This window comes from Promicromonospora sp. MS192, assembly GCF_049532985.1.
Lineage (GTDB): Bacteria > Actinomycetota > Actinomycetes > Actinomycetales > Cellulomonadaceae > Promicromonospora.
Window position 1 is genome coordinate 4,421,548 of the sequence record NZ_CP186693.1, and the last position, 23,509, is coordinate 4,445,056.

23 protein-coding genes are annotated in these 23,509 nt (G+C 71.9%); 7 read left to right on the top strand and 16 right to left on the bottom strand.

Features of this window, described 5'->3' with window-relative positions:
- Nucleotides 1-45: 45 nt before the first annotated feature.
- The 3 genes from ACO229_RS19770 to ACO229_RS19780 are packed head-to-tail and all read right to left on the bottom strand — an operon-like array spanning nucleotide 46 to nucleotide 3,513.
- A complete protein-coding gene (locus ACO229_RS19770; protein ID WP_423462548.1) occupies nucleotides 46-1,230 on the bottom strand; it encodes an ABC transporter ATP-binding protein in 1,185 nt (394 codons plus the stop codon).
- The gene (locus tag ACO229_RS19775; RefSeq protein WP_397413915.1) at nucleotides 1,227-2,456 is read right to left on the bottom strand and encodes an extracellular solute-binding protein; all 1,230 of its coding nucleotides are present in this window, start codon (nucleotides 2,454-2,456) and stop codon (nucleotides 1,227-1,229) included. The genes ACO229_RS19770 and ACO229_RS19775 overlap by 4 nt, the downstream gene beginning before the upstream one ends.
- Before the next feature lie 52 nt (nucleotides 2,457-2,508).
- The gene (locus tag ACO229_RS19780; RefSeq protein ID WP_423462549.1) at nucleotides 2,509-3,513 is read right to left on the bottom strand and encodes a LacI family DNA-binding transcriptional regulator; all 1,005 of its coding nucleotides are present in this window, start codon (nucleotides 3,511-3,513) and stop codon (nucleotides 2,509-2,511) included.
- A 183-nt stretch (nucleotides 3,514-3,696) separates the two neighbouring features.
- On the opposite strand from ACO229_RS19780, the gene uxaC reads away from it, so the two are divergent.
- Nucleotides 3,697-5,130: a glucuronate isomerase gene (gene uxaC, locus ACO229_RS19785; protein WP_397413911.1), complete on the top strand. Its 1,434-nt coding sequence runs from the start codon at nucleotides 3,697-3,699 to the stop codon at nucleotides 5,128-5,130.
- Between the two features lie 108 nt (nucleotides 5,131-5,238).
- Nucleotides 5,239-7,368, top strand: a complete 2,130-nt coding sequence (locus ACO229_RS19790) for an alpha-glucuronidase (protein ID WP_397413909.1) — start codon at nucleotides 5,239-5,241, stop codon at nucleotides 7,366-7,368.
- 10 nt (nucleotides 7,369-7,378) lie between these two features.
- On the opposite strand, the gene ACO229_RS19795 is transcribed toward ACO229_RS19790, so the two are convergent.
- The gene (locus tag ACO229_RS19795) at nucleotides 7,379-7,888 is read right to left on the bottom strand and encodes a pyridoxamine 5'-phosphate oxidase family protein (protein ID WP_397413906.1); all 510 of its coding nucleotides are present in this window, start codon (nucleotides 7,886-7,888) and stop codon (nucleotides 7,379-7,381) included.
- 11 nt (nucleotides 7,889-7,899) lie between these two features.
- Nucleotides 7,900-8,187, bottom strand: coding sequence for a serine hydrolase (locus ACO229_RS19800; protein WP_423462550.1), 288 nt, complete (start codon nucleotides 8,185-8,187; stop codon nucleotides 7,900-7,902).
- Nucleotides 8,188-8,285: 98 nt separating this feature from the next.
- On the opposite strand from ACO229_RS19800, the gene ACO229_RS19805 reads away from it, so the two are divergent.
- Both ACO229_RS19805 and ACO229_RS19810 read left to right on the top strand, forming a co-directional pair.
- The gene (locus ACO229_RS19805) at nucleotides 8,286-8,525 is read left to right on the top strand and encodes an AbrB/MazE/SpoVT family DNA-binding domain-containing protein (RefSeq protein ID WP_397413901.1); all 240 of its coding nucleotides are present in this window, start codon (nucleotides 8,286-8,288) and stop codon (nucleotides 8,523-8,525) included.
- Nucleotides 8,522-8,920: a type II toxin-antitoxin system death-on-curing family toxin gene (locus tag ACO229_RS19810; protein ID WP_397433219.1), complete on the top strand. Its 399-nt coding sequence runs from the start codon at nucleotides 8,522-8,524 to the stop codon at nucleotides 8,918-8,920. The genes ACO229_RS19805 and ACO229_RS19810 overlap by 4 nt, the downstream gene beginning before the upstream one ends.
- A gap of 87 nt (nucleotides 8,921-9,007) precedes the next feature.
- On the opposite strand, the gene ACO229_RS19815 is transcribed toward ACO229_RS19810, so the two are convergent.
- On the bottom strand, nucleotides 9,008-9,820 hold the full coding sequence (locus ACO229_RS19815) for an alpha/beta fold hydrolase (protein ID WP_423462551.1): 813 nt from the start codon (nucleotides 9,818-9,820) through the stop codon (nucleotides 9,008-9,010).
- Between the two features lie 78 nt (nucleotides 9,821-9,898).
- Nucleotides 9,899-10,564 (bottom strand): DUF4097 family beta strand repeat-containing protein, encoded by a 666-nt coding sequence (locus tag ACO229_RS19820; RefSeq protein WP_397433216.1) that lies wholly within the window; start codon nucleotides 10,562-10,564, stop codon nucleotides 9,899-9,901.
- 234 nt (nucleotides 10,565-10,798) lie between these two features.
- Here ACO229_RS19820 and ACO229_RS19825 point away from each other — a divergent pair, with 234 nt between their 5' ends.
- Nucleotides 10,799-11,545, top strand: a complete 747-nt coding sequence (locus ACO229_RS19825) for a helix-turn-helix domain-containing protein (protein ID WP_423462552.1) — start codon at nucleotides 10,799-10,801, stop codon at nucleotides 11,543-11,545.
- A 12-nt stretch (nucleotides 11,546-11,557) separates the two neighbouring features.
- Here the strand turns inward: ACO229_RS19825 and ACO229_RS19830 are convergent, their stop codons facing one another.
- The 6 genes from ACO229_RS19830 to ACO229_RS19855 all read right to left on the bottom strand — a co-directional run bounded on the left by ACO229_RS19830 (nucleotide 11,558) and on the right by ACO229_RS19855 (nucleotide 18,496).
- Nucleotides 11,558-12,478 carry a hypothetical protein gene (locus ACO229_RS19830; RefSeq protein WP_397413890.1) on the bottom strand — a complete coding sequence of 307 codons (921 nt, stop codon included), beginning with the start codon at nucleotides 12,476-12,478 and terminating at the stop codon, nucleotides 11,558-11,560.
- A gap of 46 nt (nucleotides 12,479-12,524) precedes the next feature.
- Nucleotides 12,525-13,205 (bottom strand): DUF624 domain-containing protein, encoded by a 681-nt coding sequence (locus tag ACO229_RS19835; RefSeq protein ID WP_423462553.1) that lies wholly within the window; start codon nucleotides 13,203-13,205, stop codon nucleotides 12,525-12,527.
- A complete protein-coding gene (locus ACO229_RS19840) occupies nucleotides 13,198-14,754 on the bottom strand; it encodes a GH39 family glycosyl hydrolase (RefSeq protein WP_423462554.1) in 1,557 nt (518 codons plus the stop codon). Before ACO229_RS19840 ends, ACO229_RS19835 begins: the two co-directional genes overlap by 8 nt.
- A gap of 86 nt (nucleotides 14,755-14,840) precedes the next feature.
- Nucleotides 14,841-16,484, bottom strand: coding sequence for an extracellular solute-binding protein (locus tag ACO229_RS19845; protein WP_423462555.1), 1,644 nt, complete (start codon nucleotides 16,482-16,484; stop codon nucleotides 14,841-14,843).
- Nucleotides 16,485-16,565: 81 nt separating this feature from the next.
- Nucleotides 16,566-17,477, bottom strand: coding sequence for a carbohydrate ABC transporter permease (locus tag ACO229_RS19850; RefSeq protein WP_397413881.1), 912 nt, complete (start codon nucleotides 17,475-17,477; stop codon nucleotides 16,566-16,568).
- A complete protein-coding gene (locus tag ACO229_RS19855) occupies nucleotides 17,474-18,496 on the bottom strand; it encodes an ABC transporter permease (RefSeq protein ID WP_397413879.1) in 1,023 nt (340 codons plus the stop codon). The genes ACO229_RS19850 and ACO229_RS19855 overlap by 4 nt, the downstream gene beginning before the upstream one ends.
- A gap of 256 nt (nucleotides 18,497-18,752) precedes the next feature.
- On the opposite strand from ACO229_RS19855, the gene ACO229_RS19860 reads away from it, so the two are divergent.
- Nucleotides 18,753-19,769 carry a LacI family DNA-binding transcriptional regulator gene (locus ACO229_RS19860; RefSeq protein WP_397413877.1) on the top strand — a complete coding sequence of 339 codons (1,017 nt, stop codon included), beginning with the start codon at nucleotides 18,753-18,755 and terminating at the stop codon, nucleotides 19,767-19,769.
- A 7-nt stretch (nucleotides 19,770-19,776) separates the two neighbouring features.
- On the opposite strand, the gene ACO229_RS19865 is transcribed toward ACO229_RS19860, so the two are convergent.
- The 3 genes from ACO229_RS19865 to eda form a co-directional block, all read right to left on the bottom strand.
- Nucleotides 19,777-20,769 carry an NAD-dependent epimerase/dehydratase family protein gene (locus tag ACO229_RS19865; protein WP_397413875.1) on the bottom strand — a complete coding sequence of 331 codons (993 nt, stop codon included), beginning with the start codon at nucleotides 20,767-20,769 and terminating at the stop codon, nucleotides 19,777-19,779.
- A gap of 107 nt (nucleotides 20,770-20,876) precedes the next feature.
- A complete protein-coding gene (locus ACO229_RS19870) occupies nucleotides 20,877-21,977 on the bottom strand; it encodes a sugar kinase (RefSeq protein WP_423462556.1) in 1,101 nt (366 codons plus the stop codon).
- Nucleotides 21,974-22,636: a bifunctional 4-hydroxy-2-oxoglutarate aldolase/2-dehydro-3-deoxy-phosphogluconate aldolase gene (eda, locus tag ACO229_RS19875; protein WP_423462557.1), complete on the bottom strand. Its 663-nt coding sequence runs from the start codon at nucleotides 22,634-22,636 to the stop codon at nucleotides 21,974-21,976. Before eda ends, ACO229_RS19870 begins: the two co-directional genes overlap by 4 nt.
- A 69-nt stretch (nucleotides 22,637-22,705) precedes the next feature.
- Between eda and ACO229_RS19880 the strand changes: the two genes are divergently transcribed.
- Nucleotides 22,706-23,452: an IclR family transcriptional regulator gene (locus ACO229_RS19880; protein WP_423462558.1), complete on the top strand. Its 747-nt coding sequence runs from the start codon at nucleotides 22,706-22,708 to the stop codon at nucleotides 23,450-23,452.
- Nucleotides 23,453-23,509: the final 57 nt, after the last annotated feature.

Genomic DNA, 23,509 nt, shown 5'->3' on the forward strand with positions numbered 1-23,509 from the left:
GCCCCCGCCCGACGCCCGTCCGGCCGGCCACGCCCGGACCGCGCCTCACGCCGCCACCCCCTGCGGCACGACGGCGGCGTCCAGCGCCTCCGGGAACACCAGGACCCGCTCGACCGGGGCCGTCAGCCGCACGGCGCCGCCGACGGCGGGCGCCGACGTCGCACGCGCGTGCAGCATGGTCTCGCCGGCCTGCACGCCGACGGCGAACTCGCGGCCGTGGTACTCGACCACGGACACGGTGCCCGGCACGGCGCCGGCCGAGCCGCCCGCACCGACCGAGCCGCCCGCACCACCCGCCGAGCCCGCACCGGTGCCCGAACCCGACGCCACCACGGAGAAGTCCTCCGGCCGCACCGCCACCCGCACGCGGTCCCCCGCACGCAGGGCGCCGACCGCGCGCCCGGTGAGCCGGACGCCGCCGCCGTTGTCGTCACCAGAACCCGCCGCACCCGGCAGCACCACCACCGCCTCGCCCCCGGACACCGAGACGACCGTCGCGGGCAGGATGTTCCGGTACCCCATGAAGTCGGCGACGTACCAGCTCGCCGGGCTCTCGTAGAGCTCGCCGGGCGTGCCGACCTGCTGCACGCGGCCCTCACGCATGACCACGAGGCGGTCGGCCAGCGACAGCGCCTCCTCCTGGTCGTGCGTCACGTAGATGGTGGTGAGCCCGAGCGACTGGTGCAGGCGCCGGATCTCGGTGCGCATGTCGAGCCGCAGCTTGGCGTCGAGGTTCGACAGCGGCTCGTCCATGAGCACGAGCGACGGCTCGAGCACCACGGCCCGCGCGATGGCCACGCGCTGCTGCTGCCCGCCCGAGAGCTGGCCGGGCAGCTTCCGCGCGTGCTCACCGAGCTTGACCAGCTCGATCGCCGCCCGCACCCGGGTGTCGATCTCGGCGCGCGGCAGCCCCTGCATCTGGAGGCCGAACGCGACGTTCTTCTCCACGGACAGGTGCGGGAACAGCGCGTACGACTGGAACACCATGCCGAACCCGCGGCGCTCCGGGGGCAGCGTGTCGATGCGCCGGCCGTCGAGCAGGATCTCGCCGTGCGTGAGCGGGAGCAGGCCCGCCAGACAGTTCAGCGCCGTCGACTTGCCGCAGCCCGAGGGGCCGAGCAGGGCGACGAACTCGCCCGACCGGATGGTCAGGTCCAGCCCGGACAGCGCGTCCACCCCGCCGAAGCGCCGGCCGACGCCGCGCAGCTCCAGCGTCTCGAAGCCGCTCACTCCTCGTCCTCCACCTTGCCGCCGCCCACCTCGCGGTCCCAGATGTCGAACGCCGTGACCATGGAGTCGGCGTCGAGCGGCACCACGGCGTCCTGCGACTCGATGAGCTCGTCGAACAGGGGCCGGCCGAACTCCTCGATCACGTCCTGCGACTCCTGCGGTGCGAGGTCGAGCGTGGCACCCTCGACGGCCGGGCCCGGGTAGAAGTAGCCGGCGTCGTACGCCTTGGCGTTCTGCTCCGGGGTGAGCATGTCCTGCAGCAGCAGCATGATCGCGCTGATCTTGTCCGCGCTCTGCCCCTTCGGGATCGCGGCGTAGTGCGCGTCGGTGACCCAGGTGAAGTCGTCGAACGCGGCGGCCTCCAGCGTGTCCGGGAGCTGCCCCTCGGCGCGCGGCGCGATGTCCCAGCCCGTCGTGGTCGGGATCATCGACCAGGTGCCGTCGGCCATGTTGGTGATCACCTGGCCGGTGCCCGTGGGATAGGTGTCGACGTACTGGCCGAGCTCCTCGAGGTACGCCCAGGTCTTGTCCCAGCCGTTCTCGGGGTCGGCCGGGTCCTCGTCACCCAGGAGGTAGGGCAGGCCCATGAGGAACGTGCGGCCCGGACCCGAGTTGGCGGGGCGGGCGTACCCGAACTTGCCCGGGTGGGCCTCGGCCCACTCCAGCAGCTCCTGCGGCGTCGCCGGCGGCGTGCCGACCACCTCCGGGTCGTACTGCAGCAGCGGCCCGGACGGGTAGTACGTGGTCACCACGCCGTAGCCCTGGGCGAGCTCCTGCATGTTCGCGGCCGCCTCCAGGTAGGTGTCCTGGTTGGACACGCGGTCGCCGTAGTCCTCCACGATGGGGAGCCACAGGTCCTGGCTGATGCCCGCCGCGAGCCCGTCGTTCCCGGTGAAGACCACGTCGACGGACAGGTTGCCGCTGTCCACCTGGGGCTTGACGATGCCCGTGACGTCGGGGGCACCGCCGGTCTCCCAGGTCACCGACTCGATGACGTCCGGGTTGTTCTCGACGAACTCCTCGACCATGCCCTCGGTCAGCCGCTGGTTGCCCGCGACGTCGAGGATGTTCAGGGTGACGGGCTCCGACGGGGTGTCGGGCACGTCGGCCGGGTCCGTGACGGCGGCTCCGCCGTCACCGCCCGGGGGCGCAGGCGGGGCACAGGCGGTCAGCAGGGACAGCGCCACGGCGCCGACGAGCGCCGCGACCTTCTTCGAGGTGCGCATGGTGCCTTCCTCTCTCGGGCATCGTCGCCCGGGTTGGTCGCCGGGACCGGCGTCAGCCGGCCGCCCCGGCGGGGGCAGGTCCGGAGGACCCGCGGATCGTGAGCTCCACGGGGAGCTGTACGCCCGCCGGCAGGTCGCCGCGCAACCGGGCGAGCAGGAGGTCGACGGCACGCCGGCCGAGCCGCGCGAGCGGCGCACGGACCGTCGTGAGCGCCGGTGAGACGAGGGTGGCCTGGGGCACGTCGTCGAACCCCACCACCGTCATCCGGCCCGGCACGTCGACGCCGCGCTGCCGCAGCCGGTCCAGGATGCCCAGCGCCATGAGGTCGTTGAACGCGACGACGGCGGTCGCGCCGCTCGCCACCGCGTGGTCGGCCGCCTGGACGCCACCGGCGAAGTAGGGCTGGAACGTGCCCAGCTCGACCAGCTCGACGTCCCGGTGCGCGGCCGCGGCGACCAGCCCGGCGACACGCCGGCGGCCCGACCACGACGACGGCGGTCCGGCCGCGAGCGCCACCGTCCGGTGCCCCAGCGCCGAGAGGTGTCCTATGACCTGGGCGGCGCCGTCGGCGTCGTCCACGTGGACGGACGGGACCGCGGTCGCCCCCGGCTCGGCGGGCAGCTCCCGGTTGGCCAGGACGGCGGTCACGCCCGCGAGCGCCGCCCGCAGCCCGGCCTCGCTGCAGCGGGGCGAGGCGACGAGCAGCCCGTCGGTGCGGGCGGCGAGGGCGCCGATGAGCTCGGCCTCGACGTCGGCGTCCTCGTCGGAGTCGGCCACGAACATCTCGTAGCCCTCGGCGCGGGCGCGCGCCTGGACGGCCTTGGTCACCGCGGCGAAGTAGGGGTTCTCCAGGTCGGGCACCAGCAGCCCGACGGCGTGCGTGCGCCCCTTCCGCAGTCCGCTGGCCGCCCGGTTGGGGCGGTAGCCGAGCTCGGCGGCGGCGCGGGTCACCCGGTCGCGGGTCGCGGCGGCCACCCGGTCGGGGTCGGAGAGGGCGCGCGAGACGGTGGAGATCGAGACCCCCGCGGCGCGCGCGACGTCGTGCACCGTGACCATGACACCCCCTCGTGACCGGATTACTACGTTGCAAACGTTTGTGCTTTATAGCAAGGTTTGACCGCAAACGTTTGCAGTCCGATGCCTCCCGCGTCAAGACCTGGCACCACGAGCCGCGCGGGCAGCCCCCTAGGATGTGGAAGCGCTTACCCACCCCGGCGACGATGCCTCAGGAGGACCACCGTGACCGAGACCTGGACGCTGCACCCCGACCGTGCCCTGCCCGCCGACCCGGTCACCAGGCCGATCGCCCGCGAGATCTACGCCGCCACGAGGGACCTCCCGATCGTCTCGATGCACGGCCACGTCGACGTCACGGCCTTCGCCGACGACGAGGCCTTTCCCGACCCCGCCCAGCTCCTCGTGGTGCCCGACCACTACCTGACGCGCATGCTCGTGTCCCAGGGCGCACGGCTCCCGGAGCTGGGCGTGGGCCCGGCCGACGGACCGGGCTTCGAGACGGACCCGCGCGAGATCTTCCGGCGGTTCTGCGCGGGCTGGAAGCACTTCCGCGGCACCCCGACGCGGTACTGGACGGAGCACGAGCTCGTCGAGATCTTCGGCGTGACCGTGCGGCCGTCCGCGGAGACGGCCGACCAGGTCTACGACCAGGTCGCGGCGGCCATCGCCGACCCGGCGTTCCGCCCGCGGGCGCTGCTGGAGCGGTTCCGCATCGAGACGATCACCACCACCGACCCGGCGTGGAGCGACCTGAAGGACCACGCCCGCCTCGCCGCCGACCTGCCGGGACGCGTGCTGCCGACCTTCCGCCCGGACCCGCTGCTGCACCCGGCCCGGAAGACCTGGCGGGGCGACCTGGAGCGGCTCGCCGCGGCGTCGGGCATCGCCACCGACACCTACGAGGGCTACCTGGCCGCGCTCCGCGAGCGGCGCGCGGCCTTCGTCGCGGCGGGCGGCCTGGCCACGGACCACGGGCACCTCGCCGCGGACACCACCCCGCTGCCCGACGACGTGGCCCGCGCCCTGTTCCGCACGGCCTTCGACGCCGCGGGGACGGGCGAGCCCGGGATCAGCGCCCAGGAGGAGGCCGCCTTCTCCGCGCACATGCTGTTCCAGATGGCGGCGATGTCGGCCGAGGACGGCCTCGTCATGCAGCTGCACCCGGGCGTGCTGCGCGACCACGACCCCGCGGTCGCCGCCGCGTTCGGCCCGGACAAGGGGTACGACATCCCGGTCGCGGTCGAGTTCGCCCGTGGCCTGCGGCCGGTGCTGGAGGCCTTCGGTCACGCGGAACGCTTCCGGCTGATCGCGTTCACGATCGACGAGGACGTGTACTCGCGTGAGCTCGCGCCGCTGGCCGGGGTGTACCCGTCGCTCCGCCTGGGTGCGCCGTGGTGGTTCCTGGACGCGCCGGACGCGATGCGTCGGTTCCGGGAGGCGGCCACGGAGACCACCGGCTTCTCGAACATGTCGGGGTTCGTGGACGACACCCGCGCGTTCTGCTCGATCCCCGCACGCCACGACCTGGCCCGCCGGGTCGACGCCGGGTACCTCGCCCGGCTGGTCGCGGAGCACCGGCTCGACCTGGACGAGGCCGTCGACACCGCCGCCGACCTGGCCTACCACCTCCCGAAGCTGGCCTATGCCCGCCTCTGACCGGGTTGCCCAGCAGGACAGGTGGACCTCGGCGGCGCCGCTGAGGCAGAGTGCCGGGTACAGGCGCACATCCGTACATCACCGCGAGACGGGCAGGACGACGACCTCATGACCGCTGACGTACCGGGCACCGCCCCCGCGCCCCACCCGGCCTGGCTGCCCGACGACGCGTTCGCCGCGCTCGGCCGACGCCGGGTGGTGGTCGCGGGCGACGGCGTCCTGGCCGGCACCGTCGCGGAGGAGGTGGCGGCGGCCACCGCCCGGTTCGGTGGCTCGTTCTCCCGCCTCGAGGTGGGCGACGGCGTGGCCGACGCCGAGCTCGTGCTCACGCTGGCACCGGCCGCGTCCGACGGTCCGCCCCGGCCCGACGGTCCGCCCGGGCCCGACGACCCGGACGGCGCCGGCGGCGAACCCGTGCCCGACGAGACGTTCCGGTTCACGCGCGAGGCGGGGGCCGTCGTCGTGCAGGCACGGTGCGACGCGGGGCTGCTGCACGGCCTGTTCCACGTGGTGCGCCTGGGCGAGGCGGCGTTCGCCGGGCCGGACACCGACCAGACCCACGCGCCTGCCACCCACCTGCGCATGCTCGACCACTGGGACAACATGGCCCCGCACCCCGTCATGGGTCAGGTCGAACGCGGGTACTCCGGGGGCTCGCTCTTCTACGACAACGGTTTCGTCCGCGCGGACCTCTCGCGCGTCGAGCGGTACGCCCGGCTGCTGGCCGCCGTGGGCATCAACCGCATCGCGATCAACAACGTCAACGTGCACGAGCGCGAGACCCGCCTGCTCACCGACGACCTGGGCGACGTCGTCCGGATCGCCGCCGTCTTCCGGCGCTGGGGCATCCGCGTGCACCTGTCGGTGTCGTTCGCGTCCCCGATCACGCTCGGCGGGCTGCCCACCTCGGACCCGCTGGACCCGGACGTGGCCCACTGGTGGGTGCGCGCCGCGGCACGCGTGTGGGCGGCGATCCCGGACTTCGGCGGCTTCGTCGTCAAGGCCGACTCGGAGGGTCAGCCGGGCCCGTTCGCGTACGGCCGCACGCACGCCGACGGCGCGAACATGCTGGCCGCCGCCGTCGCGCCGCACGACGGTCTGGTCCACTGGCGGGCGTTCGTCTACGACCACCACCAGGACTGGCGCGACCGGTCGACCGACCGCGCCCGCGCCGCGTACGACCACTTCCACCCGCTCGACGGCGCGTTCGCGGACGCCGTGATCGTGCAGATCAAGTACGGGCCCATGGACTTCCAGGTGCGCGAGCCGGTCTCCCCCGTCCTGGCCGCGATGCCGCGCACCCGGATCGCGCTGGAGCTGCAGGTCACGCAGGAGTACACCGGCCAGCAGCGGCACGCCGTGTACCTCGGCCCGCAGTGGAGCGAGATCCTCGGCTTCCGGTTCTGGTCCGCCGACCGCACGGGCGGCTCCCCGACGGTCGCCGACCTGGCCACCGGGCGCGCCAAGGCCGTCGAGGACCCGGGCACCGGCACCTGGCACAAGCCCGCCGGCGGGTTCGCCGCCGTGTCCAGCGCGGGCGACGACGAGTTCTGGACCGGCCACCCGTTCGCCCAGGCCAACCTCTACGCCTACGGGCGGCTGTGCTGGGACCCGGCGCTGGACCCGGCCGACCTGCTCGACGAGTGGGCGGGCCTGACGTTCCCGGGTGCGCCGGACACCGTCCGGCAGGCGCTGCACGCCGTGCTCGACCGGTCGTGGGAGACGTACGAGCAGTACACGGCGCCGCTGGGTGTCGGCTTCATGGTGCGCCCCGGCCACCACTACGGGCCCGATGTCGACGGGTACGAGTACACCCCGTGGGGCACCTACCACTTCGCCGACCGCGACGGGATCGGCGTCGACCGGACCGTGCGCACGGGGACCGGGTTCGCGGGGCAGTACCCCTCGCCGTGGCGCGAGACGTACGGGTCGACGGCGACGTGCCCGGACGAGCTGCTGCTGTTCTTCCACCACGTGCCGTACACGCACGTGCTGCACAGCGGCAGGACCGTGGTCCAGCACATCTACGACACCCACTTCGAGGGTGTGTCCCGCGTGGAGCGGATGATCGCCGCATGGTCGGCGGCGGCACCACTGGTCGAGCCCCGCCTCGCCGAGCGGGTGGCGGAGCGGTTCGCGGAACAGCTCCGCAGCGCCACCGAGTGGCGGGACCAGGTCAACACCTACTTCCTGCGGAAGTCCGGCATCCCGGACGAGCAGGGGCGCACGATCTACTGAGCGGGACCGGTCAGCCGCGCGGCACGTGCCGGGTGTGGGTGTACGTCCCCTTGCCGAAGGCCAGCACCTTGGCCGGGTCCACCGCGAACACCAGCGCGGTGCCGCCGACGTCGTTGCGGAAGGCGCCGTCACCCACCTCGTACTGCCACTGACCGGTCCACTTGCCGCGCCAGGCGTCCGCCAGGCGCTCCAGCTGCGCTGCCTCGGTGACACGGACCGCCGGGCCCTCGACCATCACGTCGAGGCCCCGGTCCCACGCGCTCGTGCCCGTGGTCAGCACCACGTTCGGGTTCACGGCCAGGTTGACCGCCTTCTGCTCCTCGGGGCCGGTGGTGAAGTGCAGCGCCCCGTCGAGCCAGACGGCGACCAGCGGGGTGACGTGCGGCCGGCCGTCGGCGCGGACCGTCGTCAGCCAGGTGATCTGGGCGTTCTCCAGCACCTCGACGGCCGCCTGCCAGGTGGTCGGCGCGGCGCCGGGGTCGCTGAACCGGGCGTCGAGGGTGGTGATCGGGTCGTCCATGGGCCTGCTCCTCAGGGTCGGTCGGACGGGCGGTGTTCGGCGGACGGGGCCGGGAAGAGCTCCGCGAGCACGTGCGCGACGGCGGAGGCCGTGCTCTTGGCCGCCGACGCGGCGAAGAACAGGGTGCCGGGTGTGACAAGCAGGCCGCGCTCGGGGTCGGCCGGGCCGCCCACGGCGTCGACGACGAGCCGGCCCCGGTGCACCACCGCGACCTGCAGGCCGACCTCGTCGCCCTCGGCCACGAGCCGGTCCACGAGGGCCTGGGCGCGCGTCTGCACCTGCTTGGCGAGGTCGGTCATACCAGGGCCGACGACGGGCGCCCCGGCGACTCATCGCTCCGGGCCGATGCGGCGGAGTACGATGGTCGGACAGTAGGAATCTCTCACCGGAGGCCGGCATGACCATCCTGACTCTTCGCCCCAAGAACCAGGTCACCGTCCCCAAGGAGATCGCCGAGGCGGCTGGCCTGCACGTCGGTGACGCCCTGGACTTCGCGGTGGTCGACGGAACGGTGGTGATCTCGAAGGTGGAGCTCGGGCGCCGGTCGGAGGAACGCCCCACCGCCGAGGACTGGCTCGCCGCAGCCGACTATGTCGGCACGCGTGACCGTGAGCTCCTGAACAGACTCGCCCAGTGACCCACCTGGTCCCGCCGCACATCGCGTTGCGGATGTTCGAGGCCGCCGAGCAGATCAAGCCGGTGGTCCGCGATCTGGGGCTGCTCGAGTCCTCGTTGACCCGCGCAGGCATGACGTCGTACGGCCAGGAGCTCTACCCCGGGATTCATCTGAAGATGGCGGCCACGCTCGACTCGGTGAACCGCAACCACCCGCTCATCGACGGGAACCAGCGCCTCGCGTGGATCGTCGTCGCAGCGACGTACCGTGTGAACGGCTTCCCCGGCCTCGCCGGCACGGTCGACGAGCAGGAGGCGCTCGTGCTGAAGGTCGCTTCCGATCATCCCGAGCTGGACTGGATCGCCGACCAGCTGGCGTCGATGTTCGACCCACCCGAGAAGCTTCACCGACCCTGACCGCCCTCGACCAGAGGCAGCACGCCCTCGGCAACGCGCCAGACCCTCAGGTCACCGGAGTGACCTGAGGGTCTGCGCGTGCCGGGGTCAGCGCGCGGCCAGGGAGGCCACCTCGCGGACCGAGGCGGCGATCGCCCGGAAGTCCTTGCTGAGGATCGCGCCGTGGTTGCTCGACACCTTCGCACCGACGGTGATGTGCGGGTTGCGGGCCGTCACGCCGTCGAGGCTGGTGCGGATGCGCTCCTGCTCGTCGCCCTTGCTGCCGAGCGACGTGCCCGAGGCCACCACGTACCGCGTGGGCACGGTGAGCCCGTCCAGCACCGGACCCAGCTCGGCCTCCCGGGAGAGCACGCCGAGCTCGATGTTGCTCTCCGCCTGCTGGTCCGCCGTCATGCGGGGGGTCAGGCCGGTGATGCGCAACGGGACCGTCATCCAGCGCATCCGGCGGAACATCGCGCGGATGCGGTCCGCCATGGCGTCGTCCAGCCAGTCGTAGGGGAAGGCCCCGTCGACCAGCACGGCGCCCAGGGCGCGGCCCGGGTTGCGGTGGGCCCAGTGCGCCGCGACGACCGCGCCGTAGGACCACCCGACGACCACCGCCCGCTCGACGCCGCGCGCCGCGAGGACGGCGTCGACGTCGCGGACCGCGGCCTCGAAGGAGTAGTCCGCCGAGGCGCCCGACCTCCTGCCGCGGGCACGCTCGTCGTAGGTGATGTGCCGCCAGCCCGGGCCCAGCTCGGCGACCGTGCGCCGCCAGTAGCCCTGGGTGGCGAACTGGCCGTTGAGATAGATCACGGGGACGCCCGTGCCGCCGGTGTCGGTGACGTGCAGGGCCGTGTCGTCGACCGGCACCATGCCGGACCACGCCGAGGTCTTCGGGGACGTGCTGTCGTTCGTCATGGTGCCTCCTGGATCAGCGGGTCGTGGAGCCGGGCCGTCAGATCGTGCGACCTGACGGCCCGGTGGTGCGGGACGGCGTCAGAGGCTGCGGGCCGTGATGTCGCCCTGCATCGTGGTGGCGCGGATGTCGAGCACCGGGGCGCCGTCGTTCTTCAGGGCGTTGCTGACGCGGCCGAGGCTGGTCCCGGCGTCGAGGGTCGCGGAGACGCCGGCCGCGGCCCCGACCGAGATGTCGCCCTGCTGCGTGCTCAGCACGACCGTGCCGCGCGCCGCCTCGGCGATCCGGACGGCACCGCGCTGGGTGCTGATCTCGGCGGGACCGTTGAGCCGGCCCACCTCGACGTCGCCGTCCACCGCGCTGAGCCGCACGCTGTCCGCCTCGTCGATCTTGATCTGGCGGTAGACACCCTCGGCGACGACGTCGCCCAGGCGGCCGACGACGCGGAGCTCGGTGCTGGCGGACCGCGTCTCGACGGCCGACCCGGCGGGAAGCTGGACCGTGACCTCGACGGCGCCCGCGGTGCCCACGAGCTTGTTCTTCGGCTCGGGGGTGGCGACCCGCAGCACACCCTCGGTGAGGGTGACGGTGGTGCCCTCGGCGGTGGCCACGTCGCGGCTCTTGCCCGCGTCGGCCGGCCGGACCTCGACCGTGGTGTCGGTGCGGTCCGCGGCGATGATCTGGACCCGGCCGGCCGGGATGTCGAGGACGGCGGAGATGGGGGCGGGGGTGGTGAAGTTCTGCATGATGACCTGCTCCTGTGCTCGGTGGTGCTCGTGGTTTCTGATGTGGGAAACGCTACGTTGCATTCCACTTCATGGCAACACACTTGTTGCGTTGCGCGAGCGTTATGCCAGGTCAGCACGTATATATTGTTGCAACGAGCGTGATGTTAAAGCAACGATGCGTCAGCGAGCGCGTTGCAATAGATCAGGCGTGAACGCTATGCTGGCCGGCAGGACCACGACGAGGAGACCGCGATGCCCGGAGGCAGGCTCACCAAGCAGGAACGCCAGCAGATCGCGCTGGGGCTGGCCGACAGCCTCCCGTACGCCGAGATCGCCCGGCGTCTGGACCGGCCGACGTCGACGGTCACGCGCGAGGTGCTGCGCAACGGCGGCCCCACCTCGTACCGCGCCGACCTGGCCCACCACGCGACCGAGCGACGCGTCCGCCGCAAGCGGCCGGCCGCGCCCCGGCCGGCGCAGGCGCCCGCCCGGCCCGACGGGCGGGACGCCGCGGCGGTGGCCGTCTACGAGGAGACGCTGACGGGGGTGCTCATGGCCTCGGGCCTGTCCAGGATCCCGGCCGGGGTGCTGACGTGCCTGTTCACCACCGACGCCGGCAGCCTCACCGCGGCCGACCTCGTGCGTCGCCTCCAGGTGAGCCCGGCGTCCGTCTCCAAGGCGATCACGTACCTCGAGAGCCAGGGACTCGTCCGCCGGGAACGGGGCGAGGGGCGACGCGAGCGCTACTTCGCCGACAACGACGTCTGGTACCAGTCCACGCTCGCCAGCGCCCGGTCCAACGACCAGCTCGCCGCGACGGCGCGGCAGGGCGTCTCCGTGCTCGGTGCGCACACGCCTGCCGCCGACCGGCTGGAGAACATCGCGCGGTTCCTCGACTTCATCAGCGAGAGCATCGTCCGGGCCGCCGAGCAGGCCCGCGCGGTGCTGCACACGGGCCCCGTGCCGACGTCGGACGACGAGCCGGACGCCGGCCGCTGACGCACGGGCCCCTCAGAGCGGCGTGTCGCCCGGGACCTTCACGTCCTCGACGCGGGCCCGGGCCGGCAGGCCGATGTCCCAGAACTGGATGGTCTGCAGCACCCAGAAGAGCGCGAAGACGAGCATCAGCACGGCCTCGACCACGAACAGCGTCTGCGGGAAGACCGCGGGGAAGAACCGGTCGAGCACGACCATCATCGTGAGACCGCCGACCAGCACCACCGCCATCACCACGGCGATCGTCCGGTACCAGGCCCGGAAGGCGGCCGCCGACATGCCACGCAACCGTTCCAGGGCCTGCGCGGTGACCGCCCGGTCGGAACCGTTGATCCACGCGACCGCCACGAGGCAGGCGAACAGCAGCACGGCCGCCGCGTAGTGCGCCACCTGCAGGAAGCTCGCTGGCCAGGCCAGGAGCCAGACCCCGGTCGCCGCCCAGGTCAGCCAGGTGAGCCAGAGGTCCCAGCCCGCCGGTCCGGCGAGGTCACGACGGCGCGGCCAGGTGGCCAGCAGGAGCACCGGACCGCCGACGAGCAGCAGGGTGCCGATGTTGTTGCCCACCCGCTCGGGCATGTCGACGCAGTACGGCTCGGCCGTGCACAGGGTGGCGTCGAGCGGCGTCGGCACCAGGGCCACGACGAGCGCCAGCAGGCCCGCGACGTTGAGCAGCACCTCCTCGGCACCGTGCCGGCCCTTGATCGCGACGAGGCACGTGCCGATGCCGACGAGCGACCCCACGAACACGCTCTGCACGGGCGAGTAGAAGTACGCGCTGATCGACGCGTGCCACCACTCCTCGCCCGACCCGAGCCGGCCGTGGTCGGCCACGATCTGCAGGCCCAGCGACACGAACAGCACCAGCACCACCGCGACGATCGCCACGCGCAGGTAGCGATACGTCAGCCGTGCCGGGTCCCCCTGCTTGATCACCATGGGCACACCCTGGCGCAAGTGCCACAGATCGGACAATGTTGCACGGTCATGCCGCGGCGGTGAAACGCTCCTCGACGTCGGTCAGCAGTGGCGCGGCGTTGCGCAGCACGAGCGCGAGCCAGACGACCGCGAGCAGGCCGAACAGCACCTCCGTCGTCAGCACGATCACCCCTCCCGCGAGCACCAGCAGGGAGAGGGTCCCCAGCGTGACCAGCGGGCGGGCCGCGAGATAGTGGGCGGCGAGCCGTGCGGCGTCACGCGTCCGGAAACCGAAGAACGAGACGATGACCAGCACGTTCACGGACCAGAGCAGAAGACCGGCCCCGATCACCACGAGCGCGGGCGCGAACCAGCCGGGCACACCGGCCGCGTCGAGGTTCGCGAGCGAGACCGCCACCACGCCGAGCACCACGACCGCGGGCGTCCACACCCGTAACGCGTCGGCCCAGTTCAGGCGGTATCCGCGCCAGAAGGACGCGGCCGGTGCGAGCCCCTCGGTCCTGGTCCGGTCCCGGAGCGCGAACAGTCCCGCCGACGCCGCAGGGCCCAGCGGCACCAGGCACAGCACGACCAGCGGGGCGTTGCCGACCGACCGGTCGAGCAGCGCCAGGGCGACCAGGCCGGGCAGCGAGGTCAGCACGAGCAGCAGCTCGACCACGAGATACCAGTAGACCGCGTTCGCGCCGCGCCCCAGGGGGCCGTCGCCGTACTCCCTGCGCTCAGCCACGGGCCACGATCCTCGCGTCGTCGAGCCAGGGCGGGGTCTCGTCGCGGACGGGGTCGAGGGTCACCAGGGTCACGCCGTGGCGGCCGAGCGTCAGGTCGAGGTCGACGCGGCCGCCGTCCGCCGTCGGCACCACGGGCAGGGAGAACGCCCGCCGCGCGGGCTCGCTCGCGTCGTGCAGCGCGTCGAGCTGCCCGGCCGACGGCGACGCCGGACGACCCATCTCGCGCCAGGCGGCCCAGGCGTTGCCGGCGGACTCGTCGACGTCGTACCGCAGGACGAACACGCGGCCGCCCGCCGTGGCGGGGCTCGCGTCGGCCCCGGCGGGGCCGACCGGGACGCTGAGCCGCACCTCGTGCCGGTCGGGCTCGACCGGGTCGGCCGAGCCGCCCACCGGCTGCCAGGCGAGCACCGTCACCCGTCCCGTCCCGGGGTGCCGCGTGACCAGGTGGTCGGCGCCGCGCGCGAGCACCTCCCGCCCCATCCGCGCCATGAACGTGTACAGGTGGTAGGTCGGCTTGCGCACCTGACGGTGCGCCAGCATGCCGAACCCGCCGTGGAAGAACGACGCCGGGACACCCTCCTCCTCGAAGACGTCGCTGAACGTCCAGTACGCGAACGAGTCGGCGTGCTGTCCGCCGCCCGCGAGCACGGGCGCGAGACAGGCGGCGTTGTACGCCGTGTCGTGCACCGGGTTGTCGGGCCGGTAGCTCGTGTTGAACTCCGTGACGTGCAGCGGCCGGTCCGCGAGCGCCGTCCCCGACAGGATCGTCCGCGGCCTGGCGAACTGGTCCAGCAGCTCCTGCGGACGCCCCAGGGTCTGGTAGACGCCGAACGGCACGTGCTGCGCGGGCCCGGAGGTGTAGGCGTGCACGGACAGGAAGTCCGCCGGAAGGTCGCGTTCGGCGACGAAGTCCGCGAAGGGCTTCCACCAGTCGTCGGCACCCGGGGAGAGCGCGGGGCCGCCCACCTGGAGCTCGGCGTCGACGTCCTTCACCGCGAGCGCGGACGCCTCGTAGAGGCGGAAGTACGCCTCCTGGTCCGCTCCGGCCCAGAAGTGGGTCAGGTTGGGCTCGTTCCACACCTCGACCGGCCAGGTCCGCACCTCGTCGAGGCCGTACCGGTCGACGAGGTGCCGCAGGAGGGCGCGCACGAGGGCCGCCCACTCGGCGTGGTCGCGTGGCGGGGTCACGTTGCCGAGCCACCAGAACACCGTCTGGTCGCCCGAGGCGAGGGCCCGGGGCATGAACCCGAGCTCCAGGAACGGCTTGATCCCCAGCTCCAGGTACGCGTCGACCACCTGGTCCACGTAGGTGAAGACGTAGGCGGTACCCCGGTGACCTGCGACGTCGTACGGCCGGTGGACGGCGACGTCGTCGTGCAGGATGCCGTGGCCGCGGATGTACCGGAAGCCGATCTCACGCTGCACCAGGGCCAGGGAGTCCTGGTAGTCGCGCCGCAGCGCGAGGTTGAACCGCCCGGTGCCGACGCACGTGCGCCAGGCGTCGCTGAGGGTTCCGGCGGGCTCGGTCGGCACGATGGTGCGGGGCACGTGTCTCCTCGGTCGTTCGGTCGAGCGCGGCCGGGTGCGCGGGCGTGGTCGACGCACCGCGCACCCGGCCCGGGGAAGGACTGCTGTCACTCGCCGCCGGCGACGGCGCTGTTGGCGAGCTCCACGTAGTCGGTCATGCCGGCTGCCTCGAGCTCGGCCACGTAGTCGTCCCACTCGCTGAGCGGCCGATCGCCCACGATGAACTGGGCGGTGTTCTGGTACACGATGTCCTGCAGGTTCGTCAGGTAGAGGGTTGCCTGCTCCTGCTCCATCTCGTCGTACGTGATGGCGGGCGGGAGGGGCAGCTCCTCCTTCTCGTTCATCCCGTCGAGGAACTCGACGACCTCGTCGCGCAGCATCGACTTGTCCAGCTCCTCGGTGGACCCGTGGGCCAGCATCCAGACGCCGTTGTGGTAGCCGAAGTCCTTACGGAGCTCCTGGGGTGCGCCGGGGTTCAGGCCGTTGACGTCGATGTCCTCGTTGAGGACGCGCTTGTCGCCGTCCCACTCGAACGTCTCGCCCTCGACGCCCCACTTGGCGAACTCCAGGCCCTCGTCCGAGTAGTACAGCCAGTCGACGAACTGCAGCATCGCGAGGAAGTCGTCCTGCTTGGCCGCCTCGGCACCGAACACGATGCCCGACTCGCGGCGCGAGCCCGCCGACAGGTAGCTCCCGTAGGGGCCGGCGGGCACGACGATCTGGTGCACCTCCGCGTCCTTGGCGCCGAGCTGGTCGAAGTTGTCGCGGTACTTCACGAGCTCCTGGTCGTTCGAGCTGATGGCGGCGACGCTGCCGGACGCGAACTTCTGCTCGCCCTGCTCCATCTCCTGGGTGACGGACTCGGGGTCCATCAGACCCTCCTCCACGAGCGAGGCGAAGTAGGTCACCAGCTCCCGGTAGCCGTCGGAGGCGCCGGCGTAGGTGAACTCACCGGCCTCCTCGTCCCACCACAGGCCGTTGATGAAACCGGTACCCGCCGACGTGCCGAAGTTGGGCGCCGCCGCGTTGAGCGTCTGCTCCATCGGGCTGTTGATGGACCACTTGTCGCTGAACGGGTACTTGATGTCCGGGTTGGCCTCCTTGACGGCCTCGAGCTGCTCCTTGAACTCGTCCCAGGTCTCGGGGTCCTCGGTGATCCCGGCCTTCTCCCACAGGTCCGAGCGCACGGCGATGGAGTACTGCGGCTTCGCGATCTCGTGGATGCCGGGCAGGATGTAGTACTTGCCGTCCTCCTGCCGGAGCTGCTCGACCTCGGCCTCGAGGCCCCACTTCTCGATCTTGTCGAGGAAGTTCGGCATGTGCTCCACGTAGTCCGAGATCGGCAGCAGGGCGTTGCGGAACTGCGTCTCCTCGCCCGCGTAGATCGAGGGCATGATGTCGGGCGCGTCCCCCGAGCTGATGAGCACCGACCGCCGCGTCGCCAGGTCGGCGAGCGGCACGTTGACGTACTCGAACTCGACGTTCTGGTCGTTCTTGAGGTGCTCGACCATCGGCCAGTTCTCCTTGAACGGGTAGTCCGGGTGGTCGCGGTACAGCAGGCTGAAGTCGACGGGCTCCGTCGCCTTGAACGTGGTGCCGACCTCGAAGTCCTCCATGTAGCCGACCTGCGACTCCATGTCGATCTCGCCGGACTCCTCCGCGCCGCCGCCGCTGGTCGAGCACGCGGTGAGCGTGACGACCAGGGCCGACGCCGCCAGGCCCGCGGCGGCCCTCCTCGGGGTGATCCTCATGGTTCTCCTTCAGGGTGTGAACGCCGTCGCCTCTGACGGTCAGGATGGTTCGGGTGGTCGTCGTGCACCGGCGGCGTGCGGTCAGCCCTTGACGGAGCCGAGCATCACGCCGGACACGAAGTACTTCTGGATGAACGGGTACACGCAGACGATGGGCAGGACCGTGAGCAGCATCGCCACGGACTGGACGTTCGCCTGGATCTGCACCGTGTCGCTGCCGAGGTCCGTCGTGGACGTGGCCGCGGCGAGCAGGTTGCGGAGGTAGAGCGTGACCGGGTACATGTCGCGGTCGTTCAGGTACAGGTACGCCTGGAACCACGAGTTCCAGAACTGCACGGCGTAGAAGAGGGTCATCGTGGCGATGACCGCCTTGGACAGCGGCAGCACGATGCGGAAGAACACGCCGTACTGCGACATGCCGTCGATCTCTGCGGCTTCCTCCAGCTCCTGGGGGAAGTTGTCGAAGAACGACTTCATGACGAGCAGGTTGAAGACGTTGATCGCGCCCGGCACGACGATCGCCCAGATCGTGTTCTTGAACCCGAGGGCGTCGATGAGCAGGTAGTTCGGGATCAGCCCGCCCGCGTACAGCATGGTCACCATGGCGAGGCCGATGAGGACCCCTCGGCCCTTCAGGTACGGCTTGGACAGCGCGTACGCGAAGGTCGTGGTGAGCGCCATCGCGATGGCCGTGGCGAGCAGCGTGTACACGACCGTGTTGCGGTAGTTGACCCAGAAGATCGAGTCGCCCATCACGCTCGCGAAGGTCGTCAGGTTGAACCCGCGCGGCCACAGGTTGACCGCGCCGGCGGCGATGTAGGCCTGGGAGCTGAACGCCTTCGCCACCATGTTGAGGAAGGGGTACAGCGTGAGGAACGTGATCACCACCAGCACGAGCCCGTTGACGATCCGGAACGCCCGGTAGCCGGGCGTGTCCTTGACCGTGGTGGTGGCGGGACGGACCGCCGTGATGTCAGGGGTGTTCGTCGTCACCACAGGGAGGCTCCCACCGCTCGCTTCGAGATCTGGTTGGCCGTGACGACCAGGGCGACGCCGATCAGCGCCTCGAACAGGCCGATCGCGGCGGCGAACGAGTAGTTGCCGCCCTCACCGATCCCCACGCGGTACAGGTACGTGGAGAGCACGTCGGCCGTGTCGTAGGTGAGGGGGTTGTACAGCAGCAGCACCTTCTCGAACCCGACCGCCATGAAGGTGCCGATGTTGAGGATGAGCAGCACCATCATCGTGGGCCGGATGCCGGGGAGCGTGATGTGCCAGGTCTGCTGCCACCGGTTGGCCCCGTCGATCCGCGACGCCTCGTAGAGCTGGTCGTCGATGGTGGTCAGCGCAGCGAGGTAGAGGATGGTGCCCCAGCCGACCGTCTGCCACACCTCGGACGTCAGGTAGATGGTGCGGAACCAGTCGGCCCGCTGCATGAACGGGATCGCCTCGCCGCCGAACCCCTCGATGATCTGGTTGATGGTGCCGTTGATCGCGGTGAGCTGGAAGACCATGCCCGCCACGATCACTATCGACATGAAGTGCGGCAGGTAGGTGATGGTCTGGACCACCCGCTTGAACAGCCGCGACCGCAGCTCGTTGAGCAGGAGCGCGAGGATGATCGGCAGCGGGAAGCAGATCGCCAGGGTCAGGCCGCCGAGGACGACCGTGTTCCAGAAGACGTCCCAGAACGGCTTGCTCTGGATGAACATCTGGAAGTAGTAGAGGCCGACCCACTCGTCGCCGAACATCGACCCGCCCGGCCGGTACCTCCGGAAGGCGATCACGTTCCCGATCATGGGCACGTAGCGGAACACCAGGAGGAAGATCACCGGCAGGAGCACGAACGTGTACAGGCGCCAGTGCCGGCGCAGGGACACGCGCCACGTCTCGTTGTCCCGGAGCTGCTGCGGCGGCCTGAGCCCTGCGCCGACGACGGCGCCACCCGCGCCCCCGGGCAGCCCGCCACCGGTCCGCGGTACGGCATCGACCGTTCCCGTGCCTCGTGCCATCAAGTCCTCCGGTCACCGCGCCGTGCCGGGCCTCGTCCGAGGACGCCACGTCGTCGTGGAACGTTTTCGAAACTATCGACACCTTTACCGATAGTCTGTGGCTGGGACATTAGGGTGATAATCACCGTCACGTCAAGGGCATCCCTCGATCATCGGGTGTCACGATGCGATCACGCCGCAGGCGGCCAGGGACTGGTCCCGTACTGGTGTACCGTCAGCAGGGAAAGTTTCGACGTGAGATCGAAAGGCCTACGGAATGACCGGCACGCGGCCCGGCCCCACCATCGCGTCGATCGCGAACGAGCTCGGCCTGTCGGTGCCGACGGTCTCCAAGGTGCTCAACGGCCGGGCCGACGTGGCCCCCGCCACCCGCGACCGGGTCGAGGCCGCGCTGGAGAAGCACCAGTACCGGCGGCGGCGACAGACCGGCGCGCCGGCCGGCACCGGGCTGATCGACCTCGTCTTCCACCGCCTGGGCTCGGCCTGGTCCATGGAGATCATCCGCGGCGTCGAGGACGCGGCCGCCGAGTCGCACCTCAGCGTGATCCTGTCCGAGCTGGGCGGCGAGCACCGCCCGCCCGCCCGGTGGCTCGACACCACGATGGCGCGGCCGCCGCTGGGTGTGCTGCTCGTGGCGGCCAACCTGTCGGACGGGCAGCACCACCAGCTCGACCGCCGGGGCATCCCGTACGTGGTGATCGACACCGACGGCGAGCCACCCGCCGACGTCGCCTCCGTGGGCTCGGACAACTGGAACGGCGGGCTGCAGGCCACGCGCCACCTGCTCGCCCTGGGGCACCGCCGCATCGCGATGATCGGCGGGCCCGGCGACATGCTGTGCAGCCGCGCGCGCGTGGACGGGTTCCGTTCGGCGCACGAGGAGGCGGGCGTCGCCGTCGACCCGGCGCTCATGCGCCAGGGCAACTTCTACGTGGAGGCCGGGTTCGAGCACGGGCTGGAGCTCCTGTCGCTCCCCGACCGGCCCACCGCGGTGTTCGCCGGGTCGGACATGCAGGCCCTGGGGCTGCTCCGCGCCGCGCACCAGCTCGGGCTGCGGGTGCCTGAGGACCTGTCGGTGGTGGGCTACGACGACCTGCCGCTGGCCTCCTGGGTCGGGCCGCCGCTGACCACCGTGCGGCAGCCGCTCCGCGAGATGGGAGCGGCCGCCACGCAGATCCTGCTGGAGCTCGCCCAGGGCCGGTCGCCGACGGTGCGCCGGCTCAACCTGTCGACGGAGCTGGTCGTGCGGGAGTCGACGGCGCCTGCGGGGTGACCGGCCGTCAGATCGAGCGCGCGTGCGCCGCGAGCCGGTCGAAGGCCGCGTCCAGCTCGGTGTCCACGACCTGCGCCTCGGGATGGGCATCGAACCAGGACACCTGCTCCTGCGCCCCGACGTCGTAGGTGATGGTGGTGCCGAACTCGGGCACGAGCGTGCGCACCTTCGAGCTGTCGAAGACCATCGAGTGCGCCTTGTCGCCCACCAGGCCGGGACCCAGGTCGGGCAGCACGCGGGCGATGGTCTCGGACGCGACGTGCACCAGGTCGGGGCTGCGCACGCCCGCGGCCTCGGCCAGCCAGGTGTAGATCTGGTCCCAGGTGGGGGCGTGCGTCCCGGTGATGTGGAAGGTGTCCCCCACGGCCAGCGGGTTGCCCAGCAGGCCCACGAACCCGACCGCGAAGTCCTCGGTGTGCGTGATGGTCCACAGGGAGGTGCCGTCGCCGTGGACGACGACGGGCTTGCCCGCCCGCATCCGGGCCACGTCGGTCCAGCCGCCCGAGGTCGGCAGCAGCGTCCGGTCGTAGGTGTGCGACGGCCGGACGATCGTGGCGGGGAACCCGTTCTCGCGGTACTCGCGCACGAGCAGGTCCTCGCACGCGATCTTGTCGCGGGAGTACTGCCAGAACGGGTTGCGCAGCGGCGTCGACTCCCGGACGGGCAGCCGCGACGGCGGCGTCTGGTAGGCCGACGCCGAGGAGATGAACACGTACTGCCCCGTCCGCCCGGAGAACTGGGCGACGTCACGCGCCACGTGCTCGGGGCTGAACGCCCGGAACTGCGCCACGACGTCGAACTCCCGGCTGCCCACAGCGGCGGCGACGGCCTCCGCGTCGTTCGCGTCGGCGACGAGCGTCTCCACCCCGGCCGGCACCGGACGGGTCGTGGATCTGCCTCGGTTGAGCACGGTCACCCGGTGTCCGAGCCGCGCGGCCCGGGCCACCGAGGCATGACTGATGATTCCGCTTCCGCCGATGAACAGGATGCTCTGGGACATGCCCCCAATCCTTGCACCGAGCACCCTGTCTGCGCTGGTCGGGGGCAAGATCGGTCCGAGGTGCGGACACCCGCCGATCTCGCCCCCGAGCCACGTCCAGCAGCAGGTCAGCGCTGTACGCGCGCGCTGCCCCCGCCGGCCAGCTTGGCCACCTCGGCGAGCGTCGCCATCGTGGTGTCGCCCGGGGTGGTCATGGCGAGCGCGCCGTGCGCCGCGCCGTACTCGACGGCCTCCTGGAGCGAGCCGAGCTCCATGAGCCCGTATGCCAGGCCGGACGCAAAGGAGTCGCCGCCGCCCACGCGGTCGAAGATCTCCAGGTCGGCCCGGTGCGTGGCCTCGGCGAAGCCCTCCGCGCGCGACCAGGCGATGGCGCCCCAGTCGTTGCGGGACGCCGAGCGCACGCCGCGCAGCGTCGTCGCGATCACCTGGAAGTTCGGGTACGCCTCCGACGCGGTCTTGATCATCGCGCGGAACGCGCCCGTGTCCAGGTCGGTGAGGTTCTCGTCGACACCCTCGACCTCGAAGCCGAGCGAGGCCGTGAAGTCCTCCTCGTTGCCGATCATGACGTCAACGTGCTGCGCCAGGCGCCGGTTGACCTCGCGCGCACGCTCCTCGCCGCCGATGCCCTTCCACAGGGAGGGCCGGTAGTTCAGGTCGTAGGACACGATGGTGCCGTGCCGGCGGGCCGCGGACATGGCGGCCTCCGCGACGTCCGCGCTGCTCTCGGAGAGCGCGGCGAAGATGCCGCCCGTGTGCAGCCAGCGCACACCGCGCGAGAACAGCGCGTCCCAGTCCACGTCCTCGGGCTTCAGCTGTGAGATGGCGGTGTTGCCGCGGTCGCTCACGCCCACCGCGCCGCGCACGCCGAAGCCGCGCTCGGTGAAGTTCAGACCGTTGCGCACCGTGCGGCCGATGCCGTCGTAGGGCACCCACTGCACGTACTGCGTGTCGAGACCGCCGGTGAGCATGAAGTCCTCGACCAGGCGGCCGATCTCGTTGTCGGCGAGCGCGGTGACGATCGCGCCGCGCAGACCGAAGCAGCGGCGCAGGCCACGGGCCACGTTGTACTCGCCGCCGCCCTCCCACACGTTGAAGCTGCGGGCGGTGCGCACCCGGCGGTCGCCCGGGTCGAGGCGGAGCATGACCTCGCCGAGCGCGACGACGTCGTAGGCGCTCTCGGCGGCGGGGCGGACGGTCAGCGAGCTCATCGGTTCTTCTCCTGGTCGATCTGGGCGGCGAGGGCCACGGCGTCGCGGGTGCGGCTGGTGATCCCGTCCCAGTCCCCCGCGGTGACGAGCGTGCGGTCCACCATCCAGGAGCCGCCGACGGCGAGCACCGGGGCCAGGCCCAGGTAGTCGCCGAGGTTGGCGGCGCTGACGCCGCCCGTGGGCACGAACCGCAGGCCCGGGAACGGCGCCGAGAACGCCTTGATCGCGGCGGGCCCGCCGACGACAGACGCAGGGAACAGCTTGACGACGTCGACCCCCAGGTCGAGCGCGGCCATGATCTCCGACGGCGTGGCGACACCGGGCAGCACCGGCACGCCGTGCTCCTGCGCGCGGCGCACGACGGCGGCCGACAGCCCCGGGGAGACGATGTAGCGCGCGCCGGCCTCGACGACGTCGTCCACCTGCGCGACCGTGGTGACGGTGCCGGCACCGACCACGACGTCAGGGTGGTTCTTGGCGACCGCGCGGATGGCGTCGAGGCCGCCCGCGAGCCGCAGCGTGATCTCGGCGACGGGCAGGCCGCCGGCGACGAGCGCGTCGGCGAGGCGGGCGCCCTCGTCGGCGCCGTCGACCACGACGACCGGGACGAGCCGGTGCGCGGCCAGCGCGTCGAGGACCGGGTTGTCGGGGGATGACATGCGTGCTCCGTTTCGCTATGGTGAACGCCTGTTGTTCACTGCGAAACGCATGCTACGTGAGGGAGTCCCATGGAAGCCAGCCCGCTCGGCAGCGTCGACAAGGCGCTGCTGGCCCTCGACACCCTCGCGGGCTTCGGCGCCGCGGGCGCGCCGCTGGCCACGCTGGCCCAGGCCGTGGGCGTCAGCAAGCCGACGCTGCACCGCACGCTCGCCGCGCTGCGGCACCGCGGCTTTGCCGAGCAGACGCCGGACGGCGCCTACCGGCTCGGCCCCTCCGCCCTGGCCCTGGGCAGCTCCTACCTGGCCGAGGAGAACCTCCCCGCACTGCTGCACCCGGCCCTGACGGCGCTCAGCGAGGCGGTCGACGAGCTGGTGCACCTCGGGGTGCTCGCCGGGCGCGAGGTGGTCTACCTCGACAAGGTGGAGCCGCAGCGCGCGGTCCGGGTGTGGTCCGCCGTCGGACGGCGGCGGGCGGCCGCGACCACCGCTCTGGGGCGGGCGCTGCTCTCGACCCAGGACCTGGACGACGCCGCGCTGGAGCGGTTCGCCGAGGGCAGCACCCCGGCGGAGCGCCTGCGCGACGTGCTCGCGGAGGCCCGGCGCACCGGAATCGGCAGCGAGACCGAGGAGAACGAGCGTGGCATCGCCTGCGTCGCGGTGCCGCTGCTCCGGGCGGGCCGTGCCGTCGCGGCGGTCAGCATCACGGCGCCGGTCGAGCGGCTGCAGGGCGCGTCACGGGCCGAGCGGGTCGGCGCGCTCCGCGAGGTGCTGCCGGGGCTGCTCCCGGCGGGCCTGACGATCCCGCCGACGGCGTGAGGGCAACCTGACGGACGCCCCCTCCCGACGAGGCCGAGCCGGTGAGGCGGTCCGAGG

Coding starts and splice junctions, on each gene's coding strand:
- ACO229_RS19775 (WP_397413915.1), bottom strand. CDS start 2,456: ATGCGCACCTCGAAGAAGGTCGCGGCGCTCGTCGGCGCCGTGGCGCTG.
- ACO229_RS19780 (WP_423462549.1), bottom strand. CDS start 3,513: ATGGTCACGGTGCACGACGTCGCGCGCGCCGCGGGGGTCTCGATCTCC.
- ACO229_RS19790 (WP_397413909.1), top strand. CDS start 5,239: ATGACCGCTGACGTACCGGGCACCGCCCCCGCGCCCCACCCGGCCTGG.
- ACO229_RS19795 (WP_397413906.1), bottom strand. CDS start 7,888: ATGGACGACCCGATCACCACCCTCGACGCCCGGTTCAGCGACCCCGGC.
- ACO229_RS19800 (WP_423462550.1), bottom strand. CDS start 8,187: ATGACCGACCTCGCCAAGCAGGTGCAGACGCGCGCCCAGGCCCTCGTG.
- ACO229_RS19805 (WP_397413901.1), top strand. CDS start 8,286: ATGACCATCCTGACTCTTCGCCCCAAGAACCAGGTCACCGTCCCCAAG.
- ACO229_RS19815 (WP_423462551.1), bottom strand. CDS start 9,820: ATGACGAACGACAGCACGTCCCCGAAGACCTCGGCGTGGTCCGGCATG.
- ACO229_RS19820 (WP_397433216.1), bottom strand. CDS start 10,564: ATGCAGAACTTCACCACCCCCGCCCCCATCTCCGCCGTCCTCGACATC.
- ACO229_RS19825 (WP_423462552.1), top strand. CDS start 10,799: ATGCCCGGAGGCAGGCTCACCAAGCAGGAACGCCAGCAGATCGCGCTG.
- ACO229_RS19830 (WP_397413890.1), bottom strand. CDS start 12,478: ATGGTGATCAAGCAGGGGGACCCGGCACGGCTGACGTATCGCTACCTG.
- ACO229_RS19845 (WP_423462555.1), bottom strand. CDS start 16,484: ATGAGGATCACCCCGAGGAGGGCCGCCGCGGGCCTGGCGGCGTCGGCC.
- ACO229_RS19855 (WP_397413879.1), bottom strand. CDS start 18,496: ATGGCACGAGGCACGGGAACGGTCGATGCCGTACCGCGGACCGGTGGC.
- ACO229_RS19860 (WP_397413877.1), top strand. CDS start 18,753: ATGACCGGCACGCGGCCCGGCCCCACCATCGCGTCGATCGCGAACGAG.
- ACO229_RS19865 (WP_397413875.1), bottom strand. CDS start 20,769: ATGTCCCAGAGCATCCTGTTCATCGGCGGAAGCGGAATCATCAGTCAT.
- ACO229_RS19870 (WP_423462556.1), bottom strand. CDS start 21,977: ATGAGCTCGCTGACCGTCCGCCCCGCCGCCGAGAGCGCCTACGACGTC.
- eda (WP_423462557.1), bottom strand. CDS start 22,636: ATGTCATCCCCCGACAACCCGGTCCTCGACGCGCTGGCCGCGCACCGG.
- ACO229_RS19880 (WP_423462558.1), top strand. CDS start 22,706: ATGGAAGCCAGCCCGCTCGGCAGCGTCGACAAGGCGCTGCTGGCCCTC.